Annotated in this window: 12 protein-coding genes; 4 read left to right on the forward strand and 8 right to left on the reverse strand. The window is 65.3% G+C overall.

The features are described from left to right. The first annotated feature begins 51 nt into the window (after positions 1-51). Genes ABIB14_RS04870 through ABIB14_RS04880 form a run of 3 tightly spaced genes read left to right on the forward strand, consistent with a single transcriptional unit; the run spans position 52 to position 3,542 of the window. Entirely contained in the window at positions 52-843 is a 792-nt protein-coding gene (locus ABIB14_RS04870) for an IclR family transcriptional regulator (protein ID WP_354234479.1), read from the forward strand. Then, entirely contained in the window at positions 821-2,518 is a 1,698-nt protein-coding gene (locus ABIB14_RS04875; RefSeq protein ID WP_354234480.1) for an HAL/PAL/TAL family ammonia-lyase, read from the forward strand. Before ABIB14_RS04870 ends, ABIB14_RS04875 begins: the two co-directional genes overlap by 23 nt. Continuing rightward, positions 2,496-3,542: a PDR/VanB family oxidoreductase gene (locus tag ABIB14_RS04880; protein WP_354234481.1), complete on the forward strand. Its 1,047-nt coding sequence runs from the start codon at positions 2,496-2,498 to the stop codon at positions 3,540-3,542. Before ABIB14_RS04875 ends, ABIB14_RS04880 begins: the two co-directional genes overlap by 23 nt. Here the strand turns inward: ABIB14_RS04880 and ABIB14_RS04885 are convergent. From ABIB14_RS04885 to ABIB14_RS04905, 5 genes are all read right to left on the reverse strand, one after another. After that, positions 3,539-3,841: a hypothetical protein gene (locus ABIB14_RS04885; protein ID WP_354234482.1), complete on the reverse strand. Its 303-nt coding sequence runs from the start codon at positions 3,839-3,841 to the stop codon at positions 3,539-3,541. The two genes, ABIB14_RS04880 and ABIB14_RS04885, sit on opposite strands and share 4 nt — an antisense overlap. A gap of 241 nt (positions 3,842-4,082) precedes the next feature. Further along, positions 4,083-5,198 (reverse strand): enolase C-terminal domain-like protein, encoded by a 1,116-nt coding sequence (locus tag ABIB14_RS04890; protein ID WP_354234484.1) that lies wholly within the window; start codon positions 5,196-5,198, stop codon positions 4,083-4,085. Then, entirely contained in the window at positions 5,195-6,334 is a 1,140-nt protein-coding gene (locus tag ABIB14_RS04895; protein ID WP_354234485.1) for a mandelate racemase/muconate lactonizing enzyme family protein, read from the reverse strand. The genes ABIB14_RS04890 and ABIB14_RS04895 overlap by 4 nt, the downstream gene beginning before the upstream one ends. A gap of 2 nt (positions 6,335-6,336) precedes the next feature. Beyond that, positions 6,337-7,965, reverse strand: a complete 1,629-nt coding sequence (locus ABIB14_RS04900; protein ID WP_354234486.1) for a BCCT family transporter — start codon at positions 7,963-7,965, stop codon at positions 6,337-6,339. A 42-nt stretch (positions 7,966-8,007) separates the two neighbouring features. After that, a complete protein-coding gene (locus tag ABIB14_RS04905; RefSeq protein ID WP_354234487.1) occupies positions 8,008-8,667 on the reverse strand; it encodes a GntR family transcriptional regulator in 660 nt (219 codons plus the stop codon). Between the two features lie 398 nt (positions 8,668-9,065). On the opposite strand from ABIB14_RS04905, the gene hutG reads away from it, so the two are divergent. Further along, positions 9,066-10,031, forward strand: a complete 966-nt coding sequence (hutG, locus tag ABIB14_RS04910) for a formimidoylglutamase (RefSeq protein WP_354234489.1) — start codon at positions 9,066-9,068, stop codon at positions 10,029-10,031. Here hutG and ABIB14_RS04915 read toward each other — a convergent pair. From ABIB14_RS04915 to ABIB14_RS04925, 3 genes are read right to left on the reverse strand one after another with little or no spacing between them, the layout of a single operon-like run. Next, positions 10,012-10,899, reverse strand: coding sequence for an HAD family hydrolase (locus ABIB14_RS04915; protein ID WP_354234490.1), 888 nt, complete (start codon positions 10,897-10,899; stop codon positions 10,012-10,014). The two genes, hutG and ABIB14_RS04915, sit on opposite strands and share 20 nt — an antisense overlap. Further along, positions 10,896-13,514, reverse strand: coding sequence for a phosphoribosyltransferase domain-containing protein (locus tag ABIB14_RS04920; RefSeq protein WP_354234491.1), 2,619 nt, complete (start codon positions 13,512-13,514; stop codon positions 10,896-10,898). The genes ABIB14_RS04915 and ABIB14_RS04920 overlap by 4 nt, the downstream gene beginning before the upstream one ends. Further along, the gene (locus ABIB14_RS04925) at positions 13,511-14,692 is read right to left on the reverse strand and encodes an HpcH/HpaI aldolase/citrate lyase family protein (protein ID WP_354234492.1); all 1,182 of its coding nucleotides are present in this window, start codon (positions 14,690-14,692) and stop codon (positions 13,511-13,513) included. The genes ABIB14_RS04920 and ABIB14_RS04925 overlap by 4 nt, the downstream gene beginning before the upstream one ends. Positions 14,693-14,704: the final 12 nt, after the last annotated feature.

Genomic DNA, 14,704 nt, shown 5'->3' on the forward strand with positions numbered 1-14,704 from the left:
GTGACCGGCGACACGCGCCAGCTCATCGAAGCTCATCAAGGAGGCAGTGACATGGCGACCCACACATCCTTCGAGCGCGGCCTCATGATCCTCTCCGCCATCGCCGAAGCCGGCGACACCACCGTGGAGAGTGTGGCCTTCGAGCTCGGCATCCCGGTCAGCACCACCTACCGCTACTTCCATCAGCTCAAGGCCCGCGGCTTCGTCCAGGAAGACTCTGGAATATACCGGCCGGGGCACGCGCTGCTGGCATTGTCCGGCCGGCACCTGACACAAAGCCACCTCGCGGAAGTTGGCACAGCCGTGCTGAAGGGCATCGTCGACGCCGTTGGCGAAACCGCAGTCCTGGTCATCAGGGTTGGAACGCAGGCCATGTGCCTGCGCCGTGCGGAACCGGATAAAGCCATTAAGTACACGTTTGCCGTCAATGAACTCCTGCCGCTGACCGCGGGCGCCGGCCCTCGGACCCTCCTCGCCTGGGCTCCGGCCGACGTCGTGCGCCAAGTGCTCGGCGGCAGCCTTCCGCGCTACACAGAGAACTCGCCGTCCGCGGAACAAATACAGCTCAGCCTCGCGCAGATCCGTGCCAACGGATGGGTTGTCTCCCGCGGCGAGCTGGATCCGGGAGCCGTCTCCGTCGCCGTGCCGGTGATGCTCGACGGAGAAGCTGTCTGCGCCCTTAACGTGGCCGGACCGGATAGCCGCTGCGGCTCCCGCGCCTGGCTGAACTCGACCCTTGATTCAATGAATGAGGCAGCGGAAAACCTGGCGGCATCGCTGGGTTCCCTCGCGAGCCGCCGAACCACCCGAGAGGTAAGCGATGACGCTCGAAACTCTGCTTGATACGGCACCGGTGGTCATTGGGCTGCACCGCGCAACCCTGGATGACCTGATCCAGGTGGCACGCCACCGCCGCCCCGTGGTCGTGGATGAACAGGTCCTGGCCCGGATGAAGCCTAGCCAGGAGTGGCTGGACGGCGTTATGGACGCCATGAAAGCCGGCGAAAAGACCGCCCCCATTTACAGCATCAACACCGGGTTCGGCTCCCTTGCCGGACGCAAAGCCTTCGATGAACCGTCCGACACCGCCGAGCTGTCCCGTCGCCTGGTGCTCTCGAACGCGGCCGGCGTGGGCCGGTACGTCGATGAGGAAGTGGTCCGGGCAACCATGTTAATCCGCATCGTCAGCCTTACCCAGGGCCACTCCGGTATCCGGGCCGATCTCGTGGAGACCCTGGCTCAGATGCTCAACCGCGGCGTGTATCCCGCCATCCCGGAATACGGTTCCCTGGGCGCCTCGGGCGATCTCATTCCGCTGGCCCACGTGGCCATCGTGATGTCCCGCTCACACACCGGCGAGGACGAGGAACTGGACTCCGGCGAAGCCTTCGTGGACGGCGCCGTGGTCTCCGGGATCGCCGCGATGGCCCACGCCGGGATCGAGCGGCTTCCGCTGGGGGCTAAGGATGGCCTCGCCCTCCTGAACGGCACCTCGTTCTCCTGTGCCCAGGCGGCGCTCGCACTCTACGACGCGCAGAACCTGCTGGAAACGGCGCAGATCACCGCGGCCATGACCATCGAGGCCCTCATGGGCTTCGGCGACGCCTTCATCGACGAACTCCACCAGGCCCGCGGCCAGCGCGGCCAGATTGAGGTCGCCGCACGGCTCCGTGAACTCCTCGCCGGCAGCGGACTCGTGGACGGCGACGCCGGCACCGATCCTGTGCGCCAGCCGCCGCAGGACGCCTATTCCCTGCGCTGCATTCCGCAGGTCTTCGGCCCGGTCAAGGACACCCTGGCATTTGCCGCGAACATCCTGACCAACGAAATAAACGCCGCCACGGACAACCCGCTGATCTTCCCGTCACTGCCGTCCAAGCGCACCCTCAAAGCCGTCTCCGGCGGCAACTTCCACGCCGAATATGTCGCCTTCGCTGCCGACTTCATTTCGATCGTGGTCACGGAAATCGGCAACATCACCGAACGCCGGCTGTTCCGGCTCGACGACGGCACGCTGAACCGCGGACTGCCGGACATGCTGGTGGCCAGCGACCAGATAGGCATGGATTGCGGCTACATGTTGCCGCAGTATCTCGCTGCGGCGCTGGTTTCCGACTGCAAAACGCTCGCCCACCCGGACAGCGTCGACTCCATCCCCACGTGCGCCAACCAGGAGGACCACGTCTCCATGGCAAACAACGCCGGCCGGCACGCGCGCCAGATCGTCGCCAACATCGAGTCCGTCGTAGCCGTTGAACTGCTCATGGCTGCGCAGGCCCTGGAACTGCGGATGCGGATGCCTGCCACCGCGGAGGCGGCACCCGGTCCCGCGAGCCTGGCCTCGCTGGCACTCTTGCGCTCCACAGCCGCCGACGACGGCCGGCCCATCGACCATCTCAAACAGGACGTGGTCCTGTACCCCCGGCTGCGCAAGGCCGGCGACTTGGTCCACAGCGGCGCCGTCGCCACCGCGGTGAACGCGGCAATCGGAGCCGATGATGACGCTCCAGGCGGCTGAGGCTGCCGTGCTGAGTGCAGCCCCGGGAGACGGATTTCGCCGCCTCGCTGTCGGTGGGATCCGGCCGGAAGCCGACGGCGTCGCCTCCGTGATCCTGAGCGATCCCGACGGCGGGACGCTGCCGGCCTGGGAGCCGGGCGCCCACATCGATGTCCTGTTCGGCAACGGTGTCCTGCGTCAATATTCGTTGTGTTCGGACCCCGCCGATCACCACGCCTGGCGCATCGCGGTCCTGCGGGAACGACCAGGCAGGGGCGGGTCCCGCTACGTCCACGAGGAGCTGAAGGAAGGCGACGTCCTGGACGTACGCGGCCCGAAAAACAACTTCCGCGGCACACCGGGTGCCGGTGAGAAGGTCTTTGTTGCAGGCGGCATCGGGATCACACCGCTGCTGCCGATGATTCTGGCAGCGAACGCCGGCGGCGAGCCATGGCGTCTTTTGTATCTGGGATCAAGCCTGCGCTCCATGGCATTCCTGGACGAGGTCTCCGCCCTTGACCCTGAGCGGGACAAGGTTCAGGTTCAGGCCAAGGAAACTTCCGGAAACACGGACCTCAGGGAGTATCTGCGCGTCGCCCGGCTGGGTCCGGACACCACGGTGTACGCCTGCGGTCCGCAGCGGTTGCTCACCGCTCTCCGCTCGGCACATGCGGACGGGGCGATTCCGCGCCTGATGTTTGAATCCTTTGGTTCAGAACAGACGAGCGGTCCCGGGCAGGCAAACGGTTCCGGGCAGCTCAGCCCGCCGGCCGGCAGCGATGCTTCGTTCGTCGTGGAAACCGCCGACGGCACCGAAATCACGATTGGGGCCGGGGAGACCATCCTGGACGCCCTGCAGCGCGTCAACGTTCCCGCCTTGAACTCCTGCCGGAAAGGCACCTGCGGCACCTGCGAAACGGTCGTTTTAGGCGGGCTTCCGGACCACAGGGATGAGATCCTCAGCGCCGAGGAGCAGGCGGGAAACGAGACCATGATGATTTGTGTTTCGCGCTGCCTGGGCGACAGGCTGGTCCTGGATATTTAGATGCGACGGCCGGACCGCAGCACTACGTGCAGCCCGAACCCGGCATCGGTCATAACATCATCGGCCGGACCGTAGGTTTTCGATGACAGATTCCGCACCGAGAACCCGGGCCGGTACCAGTGTTGCCGCTTGGCAGCATTGGCCGGGCTCACTCCGGCCGCGACTGTCCTGCGGACGCCCTCCAGCAGTCTGGCCGTCCCTCCGGCAGGGGCATTGTTACTGTGCAGCCGGGCAACACCTTCCCGGACCACCACGGCCGAGGGATCGAGGTCGTCATCACCGTCGGGCAGTCCGGGCATGTGCCGGATGGCGACTGCCTGTCGTGCGCGGATTTGTTCGATGAACGCTGAAGGACTGAGTCCGTCGATGGTCTATCAACGTGTGGTGCAGGCGGAGTTCAGGTCAACCGACCCACAGTTTCCAAGTTGTTGGCCCGGCATTAGCCAAGCGTTGGACTGTGCTGTGGCACCCCGTCAGGGATGCTTGCCGGGGCCCCGCCAACGCGTGAAAGGACCCCGTCTTCAGCGTGCCGGGGCACCACTATGTGAGGGTGTATTTGACCAGGGCGTGCTCTTCGATCAGGTCCCAGTCCAGATCAACACCCAGTCCTGGTTTGCCTGAGGCCCGTACGTCTCCGGCCGAGTCAATGCGGATGGGGTCCAATGCGGCGAATTCCATCGGCTTTCGCGGCATGGCCTGCTCGAAGTACCGGCAGTTAGGGAATGCGAGCATCAGGTGCAGATTGGCTGCCTGCGAGAGGGTGTAGCCCCAGGACTGTAACTCGACATTCATCGAATGAGCCCGGGCGGCTGACATGATGTGCCGGGTTCCGGTGATGCCCCCAGCGAGTGTCGCATCAACCCGTGCATGGTCCCAGCTCCCTAGGGACAGGCCGGTTTGGATCAGACCAAGGGTCACCAGTTCGTTGCCGGCCGGGATGATCTCGATGTCCAGCTTGCTGCGCAGCCAGCGATAGCCTTCCAAGTCGCTGTCCGGTAAGGGCGCCTCGAACCAGGTGTATCCGAGTTCCTGGAGCCGGCGTCCGACGCGCAGGGCGTCGTGCCGGTTGTAGCGTCCTTCCACGTCTAGCATCCAGGTGATATCCAGCCCGCCGAATTTTTCCGCGACGGCGTTGACGAGCTCCAGGTCCTTGTCCGGATAGCACCAGGTGTGGAACTTGATTGCCCGGTACCCCTCGTCGACGTACTGGGCGACCATGGTCAGGTATTCCTCGATGGTGTCGAAGAAGGGGGTGCTGGCATACGCCGGGATCGTATCCCGGTGTCCCCCCAGCAGTTGGTAGAGGGGGACGTTGAAATTTTTCCCGGCCAGATCCCACAAGGCGATGTCCAGCGGGGCCAGTGAGAGCGGCAGCATGGAGGCGCACCTGTTGGACATGAGCCCGTGGAGTCGTTCCCGGTTCATCGCGTTCTGACCGATAAGGACGCTTCCCACATGTTCGATGGCCTTGCCCAAGGCCGTATCGACGCCGCCTTCGGTCCACGAGATGGCACCGCCGACGCCGAACGTATCGCCGGCGTTTATTCGCACCACGGTGTTGGTGATCTGCAGCTCGTCGTAGTGGGCCGAAGTCCGGTACCGTGCTTCGGGGTTTGTCAGGACGAACACGTCGACTGAGTCGATCGTGCTGGTCATGGCCTGGCTCCTAACGTCATTTCAACGCGGTATTTGGCAATGAGGTCTTCGTCCAGCTCGATGCCCAGGCCGGGTGTGTCCGGCACGGTGACTTTGCCGTTGGTCAGGAAAATGGGATTGGTGACCAGGTCAAGGGAGAGGGGGCTGGTGCTTTGCGAGAATTCAATGAGTTCACCGTCGCGGATGCTGGCCAGGAACTGCACCGTAGCTGCCATGAGGATGCCGGTGCTGAATCCATGCGGGACGAGTTGTGTGCTGTAGCGTGTGGCGACGTCGTGGATCTTTCGAATCTCGCTGATGCCGCCGCACCGGGTGATGTCCGGCTGGATGATGTCCGGTCGTGACTCGCGGATGAATTCGGTGAATTCGGCCACGGTGGAGAGTCCTTCACCTCCGGAGATCCTGCTTTCGGATGTGTCCGCCAGGCGCCGGAGGCCGAGGTGGTCATCGCTGGGGAGTGGTTCTTCGATCCAGTTGAGGTTGAACTCGCCCATCCGGTCGCATTGGGTTTTGGCGTAGCGGTAGTTCTTCCACCGGTAGACCAGGTCGATGGCGAGGTCGATGTTGTCCCCTGCCGTATCCCGGACGACCTGCAGGACCTTGTGGTCATGGGTTGGATCGTTGCCGAACAAACCCCCGCCCAGCTTCAGGCTGGAGAAACCAGTCTCCAGCAGTCCTTCGACCAGGGTTGCGTTGTCGGCGGGGTTGTCCTTGGGAATGAAGGTCCCGTATGCGGCTATCTCGTTGCGGACCTTGCCGCCGAGCAGCGTGTGGATCGGCACGCCGTAGTGCTGTGATGCTATGTCCCACAGGGCGATGTCGATGGCGCTGATGGCATGGATGGCGGCGCCCCGCCGCCCCATGTAGGACGACTCGTCATACATTTTGTTCCACAGCCGGTCTATGTCGAGGGGGTTTTCCCCGAGCAGGATTTCCCGTAGTCCTCGACTTGTGGAATGAGAGGAGGGCGTCTCGATCAAGGCTTTGAGAACGGCCGGGGCGCTGTCGGATTCACCGATGCCAATCAGGCCGGTATCGGTGTGCACCTTTACCAGGAAGGCGTCCTCGCCCCACTCGCACTGTTCACCGAAGGATGGGATCCGAAGCCAGATCGCTTCGACGTCAATAATTTTCATGGTCAGCGGGTGCCTTCCGAGGGTGCGGGCTCTGCTGCATCGTCCGGCTTCACCGGGAGGAGGAGGCCGGTTTTCATGTCGATGCGGTCTGAATCCTGTCTCAACCAACGGATGAGCCCCCAGATTTGGGTGACCAGCAGGAAGAGGAACGGGATGGCTGTCAGGGTCAGCCCCGTTTTCAAGGTGCCCAGGTTGGCGTTGATGGCAAGCATGGCCATCGGCACCGCCGCCAACATGATGACCCAGAATAGTCGAAGGCTTCGTGACGGGTCCGTGCCGTTGGGGAGATTCTCGGTGCTGACGGCTGCCACCGTGTAGGACGTCGCGTCCATGTGCGAGGCCAAAAAGACCAGCATGATCAGGAAGTACACGACGGAAAAGACGGTGCCAAAGGGCAACGTGTTGAGCAGTTGGGCCACGGCGTTGTCCCCGCCGTTATCGGTCAGTACCTGTGGGGCGTTCACGGTTCCGTGGTTCATCTGGTTCATGGCGTAGCTGGAAAGAATGCCGAAGAAGAACATGATGCCGGCAGATCCGCCAACGATCAGTCCGATAATGGTCTGCCGGATGGTACGGCCCTTGGAAACGCGGGTGATGAAGATGGCGACACCGGGCAGGTAGGAAATCCAGTAAAGCCAATAGAAGACAGTCCAGTCGCGCGCAAAAGAGCTCCCGCCGTTGGGGTCCGTGAACAGGCTCATGTGGAGGAAGTTCTGGGCCTCCAGGCCCGCCGCATTAACAACGTTGGCCACGATGAATTCAGACGGACCGATCAGGAACACCACGGCGGCAAAGACGAACGCCGCCAGGACGGCCGTTTTGGCGAGCTTCTGCAATCCCTTGTCGATGCCAATGAAGGAGCTGAGTCCGAAGACTACGGTGGACAAGGTCAGGATGATGGCCTTGAGCCAAAAAGCGTTCTGGATGCCCATCAGGCCTGCCACACCGGCAGAGACGGTGTTGACCGTGACAGTGACCGTCAGGATCAGCCCGCCGAACGTGCCGAACAGGAACAAAAGATCGATGACGCGTCCGCCAAGGCCGGCAGCTTTCACCTGCGGGATTACTGCCTCGACGTTTCCGGCGTAGCTGAGCCGTTTGCCCTTCCGAACGTGGATGTAATAGGCCATCGAGATTCCGGCGACCACATACATTGCCCACGGGATGGGACCCCAATGGAAGAAGGCATAGGACATGCTGACGTCCAGAGCCTCCCGGGACTCAGGCGTGATATTGAGTCCGGGCGTTTGATAGTAATAAGCCCATTCCATGAAAGCCCAGTACATGGTGGCCGATCCAAGCCCGGCGGAAATGAACATGAAGAGCCAGCTGGACGTGGAATAGGCCGGCTTGCCTTCACCGAGTTTGATCCGCCCGAACTTAGATACGGCCAGCAGGACGGCTAACAGGAAGCAGCCCAGACCCAGTACCTGCACGGGGGCCCCGAAGATGCGTGTGGACCCGTCGAAGAGGATGTTTGCCGAGGCTTGGGCCTCGTTGGGCCACAGCAGCAGGGCTGCCACGACTATGCCCACAACGATCACGGCCCCGACGACGAGCACCCTGTCAACCGTGGGTCTGTGCTTCTGGTTCGTGTTTGGCGCCTCAACGGCAGCCTGGGTTTCAATCACAATGTCTCCTTTGGCAGTGATCTGATACGTATGGGGGTATGACTACGCGGATTCATCGAGCAGACCCAGATGGGGCTCGTTCGTCCCGATGATGTGGGCCGCGATCGCCTCACGGCTGGCCGCAACGTCTCCGGTCCGGAACACATCCACCAGACGCTTGTGGTCCTCAAGGAACTCCGAGAGCGCGCCCGTGCGCCCGGTTTGCATGGCGAAGTGCATCCGGATCCGTGGATGGATGGAATCCCAGATGCTTCGCGCGGAATCGGTCGGGCAGCCATCGACAATGATCGCGTGGAACCGCATATCAGCTTCGTTGAACGCGTTGATGTCCTTGTTGTAGATCGCCCGCTCCATGTCCGCGAGAACACGCCCGAAGTCTTCAAACGTGTCCGCATCAAAAAGGGCAAGGCCCTCCCCGATGGCAAACTGCTCGATGTGAATACGAAGCGGCAACAGCAACCCCTCGACTTCCGTTCTGGAGATCGAAGCGACCTCTGAACCCTTATACGGAGTAGAAATGATGAGACCCTGCAGTTCCAGGACCAGCATCGTTTCCCGCACCACGGCCCGGCTTACCCCGTACTCATCGGCAAGATCCTGTTCGACGACGCGCGAGTGGGGAGGGAGAACGCCAGCCAGGATTTTGCGCCGAAGCTCCGTCGCGAGACGGTCCTTCATCGAGATTCTCTCCAACTTGGCCATGGTCATGCTCCTCAAACACTAAGGGTCGATTGTCGACTATCTGACTATAGTGATCATTCCCAATGTTGAACAGTGGCAGTCGTCACATTCACGGTTCCTGGCGACGCAAGGCCAACATGGCAGGGCCCCATTCGCAAGCGCGTCTCGCACCCGATCTGGTTATCAGAGAGTCCAGCCGAGCAAGAAATGAGCCGGGTAAGGCACCGTGGCCGCGTCCGAAGTCGATTGTTTACCCGAAACGGTTTGGCGGGCGCACGAGGCTGCGCGGCTTTCGCCTGCGCCTAGTTACGCGGAATCGAAGCCCGCTCCGGGCCCGCCGAGACAACATTTCCGGGATTCCGGACACCCCCACGGCGGCGCGGCTGGTTTTCCGGGCCTCGCTGCGGTGAGCTAGGGACATGCCAACGCCAGCCCGCACCGCCGACGTCCCGCCGCAGCCCTGGACCGGACGGTTCGACGGCGCCGGGCACCGCCGCTGGTGGCAGGCCGTAACGCCCTACCCAGCGCACCCGATCCCCCCGCAACCCCCGGCTGCCCCCTCCGGTGCGCGGCCCGCCGTCATCCTCGGCTTCGCCAGCGACGCCGGCGTCCGGCGTAACAAGGGCCGGCCGGGGGCTGCGGCCGCTCCGCACGCCATCCGCGCCGCCCTCGGCCCGCTCGCCTTCCACCTTGCCCGGGAGGTCCAGGACGCCGGTGACGTCACCGTGGACGGCGACGCCCTCGAGGCCGGGCAGTCGCGTGCCGGCCAGGCCATCACCGGCCTGCTCGACGCCGGCGCCCTGCCCGTGGTCCTCGGCGGCGGCCACGAAACCGCCTTCGCCAGCTACCTAGGGCTGGCCGGTTCTGCCGGGGTACGCGACGGTCTGCGCGTCGGCGTGCTGAACCTGGACGCCCACTTCGACCTCCGCGACGAGCCCGTGCCCAGCTCCGGGACGCCGTTCCTGCAGATGGCCCGGGCGGAGGCCGCCGCGGGCCGCGAACTGCAGTACGCCGTCGTCGGGATATCCGAGCCCAACAACACGGCGGCACTGTTCCGGACCGCGGCGGACCTGGGCGTGGACTACCTGCTGGACGAGGACTGTTCCGCCGAGGCGGCGCAGGCCTTCGTGGCCGCATTCCTGGCCCGGGTGGACGCGTTGTACCTGACGATCGACCTGGATGTGCTGCCGGCGTCGGAGGCGCCCGGCGTGAGCGCCCCGGCCGCCTACGGCGTCCCGCTGCCGGTGATCAGTACCGTCTGCCGGCAGGTGGCCGGGAGCGGAAAGCTGCTGCTGCTCGATGTCGCGGAGCTGAATCCGGAGTTCGACGTCGACGGCCGCACCGCCCGGGTGGCCGCGCGGCTGATCAATACGCTGCTGCGGTAGTCGGCGCCGCCGAGGCTCCGACCACCGGCCGGCCGCTTCCAGCCTGCGCCAGGACGCCGGTCACGAAGCGCAGGATTTCCTCGCCCGCCAGGATGCCGTTGGCCGCCGTCACCGTCAGGTTTGGCCGGCGGTACGCGTCGCTGTCGAGTTCCCCGTGCGAGGGTCGGATCGCGATGTCCGCCAGTTTGAGGATGCCGGCATCCAGGCGCGAGTCGCCCGCCGCCACCAGGAGACCTGCCCCGCAACGACGCCGGATCTCCTCCACTGCCGCTTCCTTGGTGATCGGGGCCGGCACACAGTAAAGCTTTCGCCCCTGCAGGGACGTCGTCCAGCCGCGGGCGTGGCACCAGGCCTCGAGCTCCGCCAGGTACCCGTCCGGCAGTGCTTGCCGGTCAACGATCGAGTAGGCAAAGAAGTCCTCTGCGGTCCGGACCCGCAGGATCGCGGGGACCGCCGCGCTGCCGGTGAGGTGCCGGAGCACGTCATCCAGCGGCGCGCAGGCCGATCCCAGGGACCGCTGGATGTGGCGGGACCAGTCAGGGTCCGGCTTACCGTCGTGCAGGAGCACGGCACCGTTCGTCGTTACGGCATACCCTCGGCCGAACCCGGGCAGCCGCACCCGGGAGAACTGGGCCCGGGTGCGGGTGGTGACGGGCACGAACACGCTCCGCTGCACGATCCCCTCCAGCAACCCCTCGGCAGCCCGGGTCATGAACGACAGCGGCGCCGCCTCATAGACCTCGGCAACCACCATGCGGGGTGCCAGGTGGTCGTTCCCGCTGAGCGCCATGGACTTTGCCGAGTAGATCAGGGTCCGGTCCAGGTCGCTGGCCACCATGACCGGGCCGGCATGCGGGTGGACGCTCATACGTCCAGCACAGCCTTGCCGTCGGCGCCGGTTGCTCCCGGCGTGTGGAGTGGATGGATCAGGCCGACGCAGCTGTAGGTCAGCTCCGGAACCTCCAGCACCTCGACGCCGCGCTGTTCTGCCAGGTGCAGAACATGCGCGATGTCACCGATTCCGTCCGGACGCACCAGCACCTTCCACGGTACGCGCCGCAGGAGCACCCTGGTGGTCTCCCCGACGCCCGGTTTGACCAGGTTCACGTTCTTGATACCGAAACTCCGGCTGATGTCCTCGACGGCTGCCCAGCCCGCCCAGTCCGCGTCGGGCAACTCCTCAATCCGGGAGGGCGCGGAGGCCGCCGCCGTCAGGACGGTCTGCCGCACGGCGGCGAACTGCGCGGTGACGGTGTCCAGGAAGTGGTTTGAGACGTCACTGGCGGCAAGCTCAGAGTAGAACTTGGCGCCGTGGAAGTCGTCCGGGCCGATCAGTTCCGTGTTGTAGACGGTGCGGGAGATGAGGCCGGAGACGGTCGAGTTCAGGCAGGCCGAGGGGACCAGATAGTCCTCCCTTGTCCCGTAGATCCGGACGCAGTGTCCCGGGTCCGCGAGAACCGCTAGGTCCGGGCGGAAGTCCGGCCCGTCGGTTTGCCGGAAGAGGTCGACGGCGGCGGCGAGTTCGCGGGCGATGGCGCCCTTCCCGGTCCAGCCGTCGACGAACATGACGTCTTCTGGCCGGTGCCGGGCGGCGAGGTAGCCGAGGGCGGTCTGGTCGATGCCGAGCCCGCGGACGATGCTGATGGCGTAGTGCGGCAGCTCCAGGCCGTGGACTTCCCTGGCCCACCGCTTCATCAGGATTCCCACGGGGGTCCCGGCACGCGCCAGGGACACGAGCACGGGCGCGTTGCCCCGCAGTTTCAGGACCTGCTCGGTGACGGTTCCGACGGCGTGCGCAATCCGGGCGGCGGAACTGGCCAGCGCCGTCTGGAAGAGGGCCCCATACTCGGCAGACGGTTCGAACTCCTGCGGCAACGACGCTGCGTAACTTGCCTTCCCGGACTGGATGGCGGCTTCGCGTTCGGCCTTCGGGGCCTCCAGTTGCGCGAAGCTCAGATCCTTCAGCAGCCACTGAACGTCAGCCGGCGGATAGGAGCCGAAGTCGGGGCCACGCAGCGGCGTGGGGAACGGGGGCTGGCCCGGCAGCAGGACGAGGAGGACGTTCGGGGTGCTTGCCGCGACGGCGTCGGCGATCTTGCCGGGGGCCAGGAGTCCGGCGGCCGGGGTCCCGGGTTCCGGCATGATCAGGACGGTGTCGAACCGCTCCTCGGGATGCATGAAGTTGTAGGCAAACCGTGGCCCCGGCCCGTCCGGGGCATCGTCGTCGCTGCCAAAGGCAATCGCCGAGCGGACGGCGTAGCCCGGTTCATCCAGCGCCGCGATCGGGGACCTCGTACTGGTGGAATAGCGGATGTCAGCGTCGGGGCGCAGTTCCTGGAGCCGGGCCGTGACCGCCAGCGGGAGCGCCATGAACTCCTCGGTGGCCAGGACCAGGACCCGGGCTCCCGCTGCCGTGGTGCCCAGGGAGGAGTCGAGGGCGGCTGCGATCACCGCCGCCTGCTCCGGATCCGGACGCCCGGCCACGCCGAAGCGGGGGCTGCGGATGGGCGGGACGACACCGTTCAGGTCCACCAGCTGGATCCGGCCCGGGACCGGCCCCGCCGTGTGCGGGACCGGGAGGCCGTCGATCAGGTCCGCAGCGTCCGCACCGAGGGTGACCGGCAGCTCGATGCTTCCATGCGCCAGTGCCACCGCACTGATCCGGGTGCCGAATTCGGCGGCGAGGTCGTCAAGGCGGCCCCGGTCCGCCGCGGGGCGAAGGTCAACCAGAGAGGCGACGACGTACCGGCGGTGCGGTGCCGTGTTGTGCAGTTCCCGGATGGTGTTGATGATCGTGGCACCGGTGCTCAGCTCATCATCGACCAGGATCACGGTGTCGGCCCGGTCCAGGGCGGCGCGGCTGCTCGGCAGCAAGCGGTGCGAGGTGGCGTGCGAGTGCAGTTCTTCGAAGGCGCCGTAGGGCTCCACCGCGCTGTTGCCGTGCCGCGTGGAGTGAATGTAGTAGGTGCCCAGTTGCCCCGCCACCAGCTGGCCCAGCCCGGTGGCGGTTTCCGCGTAGCCGATGGTTACGACGCCGGGAAACTCTGTCTGGTGCCGGGTGAGCAGTCCGCACAGGCCGGCCACGGCGGTCAGCCGGATCCGGCGTCCGTCCTGGTCCTGGGCCGCTTCGCCGTCCGCCCCTTCTCCTTGCGCCAGCAGACGCCCCAGCCGCTCCGCCGCCTCGCCGATCACGGCGGTCAGTGGGCCGGGCGCCGGCGGTCCTGCGGTCTCCTGCAATTCCCTGCGGACCAGGAGCCCCAGTAGCAGGCCTGCCGACGTCGCGATCCCGGGTTCGGTGGGGACGTGCTTGGCGAGGACCCGGGAGACCAGGAGGTGGGCCCGCTTGGGATTGCGCCGCAGCGCAAGCCCCACCAGGGCTTTCACCGGCAGGAGGCTGCGCCCAAGGTCCGGGACGACGTCGACGCCGAGGGCATCGCGCACGTAGCCGCCGCTCCAGGGCGCAGCCGTGTGGAGTGCCTTCACCGCATGCTCGCTTCCAGTAGTTCAACAAAATTGACGCCGGGCCTGGCAACCCCGAAGGCCCGCGCGCGCAGCAGGGTCCGTTCTGCCCAGGCCCGGTGCGGTTTCGCCTCGTTCATCTTGTTTCCATAGGACGAGGCCTTTACGCCTCCCCCGATGCTGCCGGCGATGTCCTGGGCGTCGAGGTATTCCTCGTGGCTCACCACGCACATGGAGTGCACCACGGGCACGTGGCTGGGATGGATGACGGTCTTGCCCAGCAGGCCGTTGGCCAGATCCAGCTCGGTTTCCCGGATCAGGCCGTCCAGGTTGTCCATCAGGATGCGCTGGCGGAGCTGGCCCTCATTGGCGGCTTCGAACGGCGTGGACCGCAGTTGCGGCCGCAGGACCCGCTCGGTGTTGACGAAGTGTTCCCAGACGGGGCCGGAGATTACCCAGCCGTCCTTCGGGCGGCCGAAGATGTTCACGACGTCGCCGATGATGTTTGCGACAACCTTGACGTTGTAGATGGTCAGGTCGCGGGAACGCCGTAGACCGAAGGCACTGGACATGTCCGTGGCGCCGATCCGGACGCACAGCACCAACTCGCGGAACTCTTCGACCAGAGCGAAGTTGTCCGTCAGAACCCGGACCCGCGACTCCAGATGGGTTGTCGAAAGGTCCTCAATGATCGGCATGGCCCTCAGCGCCGGTTCGTTCGACGCCCTGCTGCGGCCGGTTTCTTCATTCAACAGCTGCAGTGCCGCGAGGAACGCCCGACCGCGCCCGGTCTCGTTCTCGAACTTGGGCAGCACGAAGCCGTAAACGACGCCGAGCGCGGCGCCGGCCCGGCGTCCGACGTCGAGCAGTTGTTCGGGGGTGCGGCACCGGATGAAGATCAGCGGGAGCTCGTCCGGATCGTCCTGGGACAGTTCGGCCAGTGCAGCGAGTAGGTTATCCTCGGCGGCGGGCACTTCCTCGTCGGGAACGGCGTCTTCAAGGCAAATAACGGTGCTCAGGCAGCCGGCTCCTGCTTGTTTCCGGATTCCCGCAGCCAGTGAGCTTCTCGTAGCGGGCGAGTACAGGGTGGCCCCCAACGCCACGGCCAGCAGGCGGGCGTCCGAAGTGCGGTGCAGGGGTTCGGGACGCAGGTGGAAAAGTCGGTCCTTGACGGATTCGCCCAAGGCTTTGAAGTGCTGCATTTTCCCCTAGTT

The organism is Arthrobacter sp. UYEF3, from assembly GCF_040546245.1.
In the GTDB taxonomy this organism is placed as follows: Bacteria; Actinomycetota; Actinomycetes; order Actinomycetales; family Micrococcaceae; genus Arthrobacter.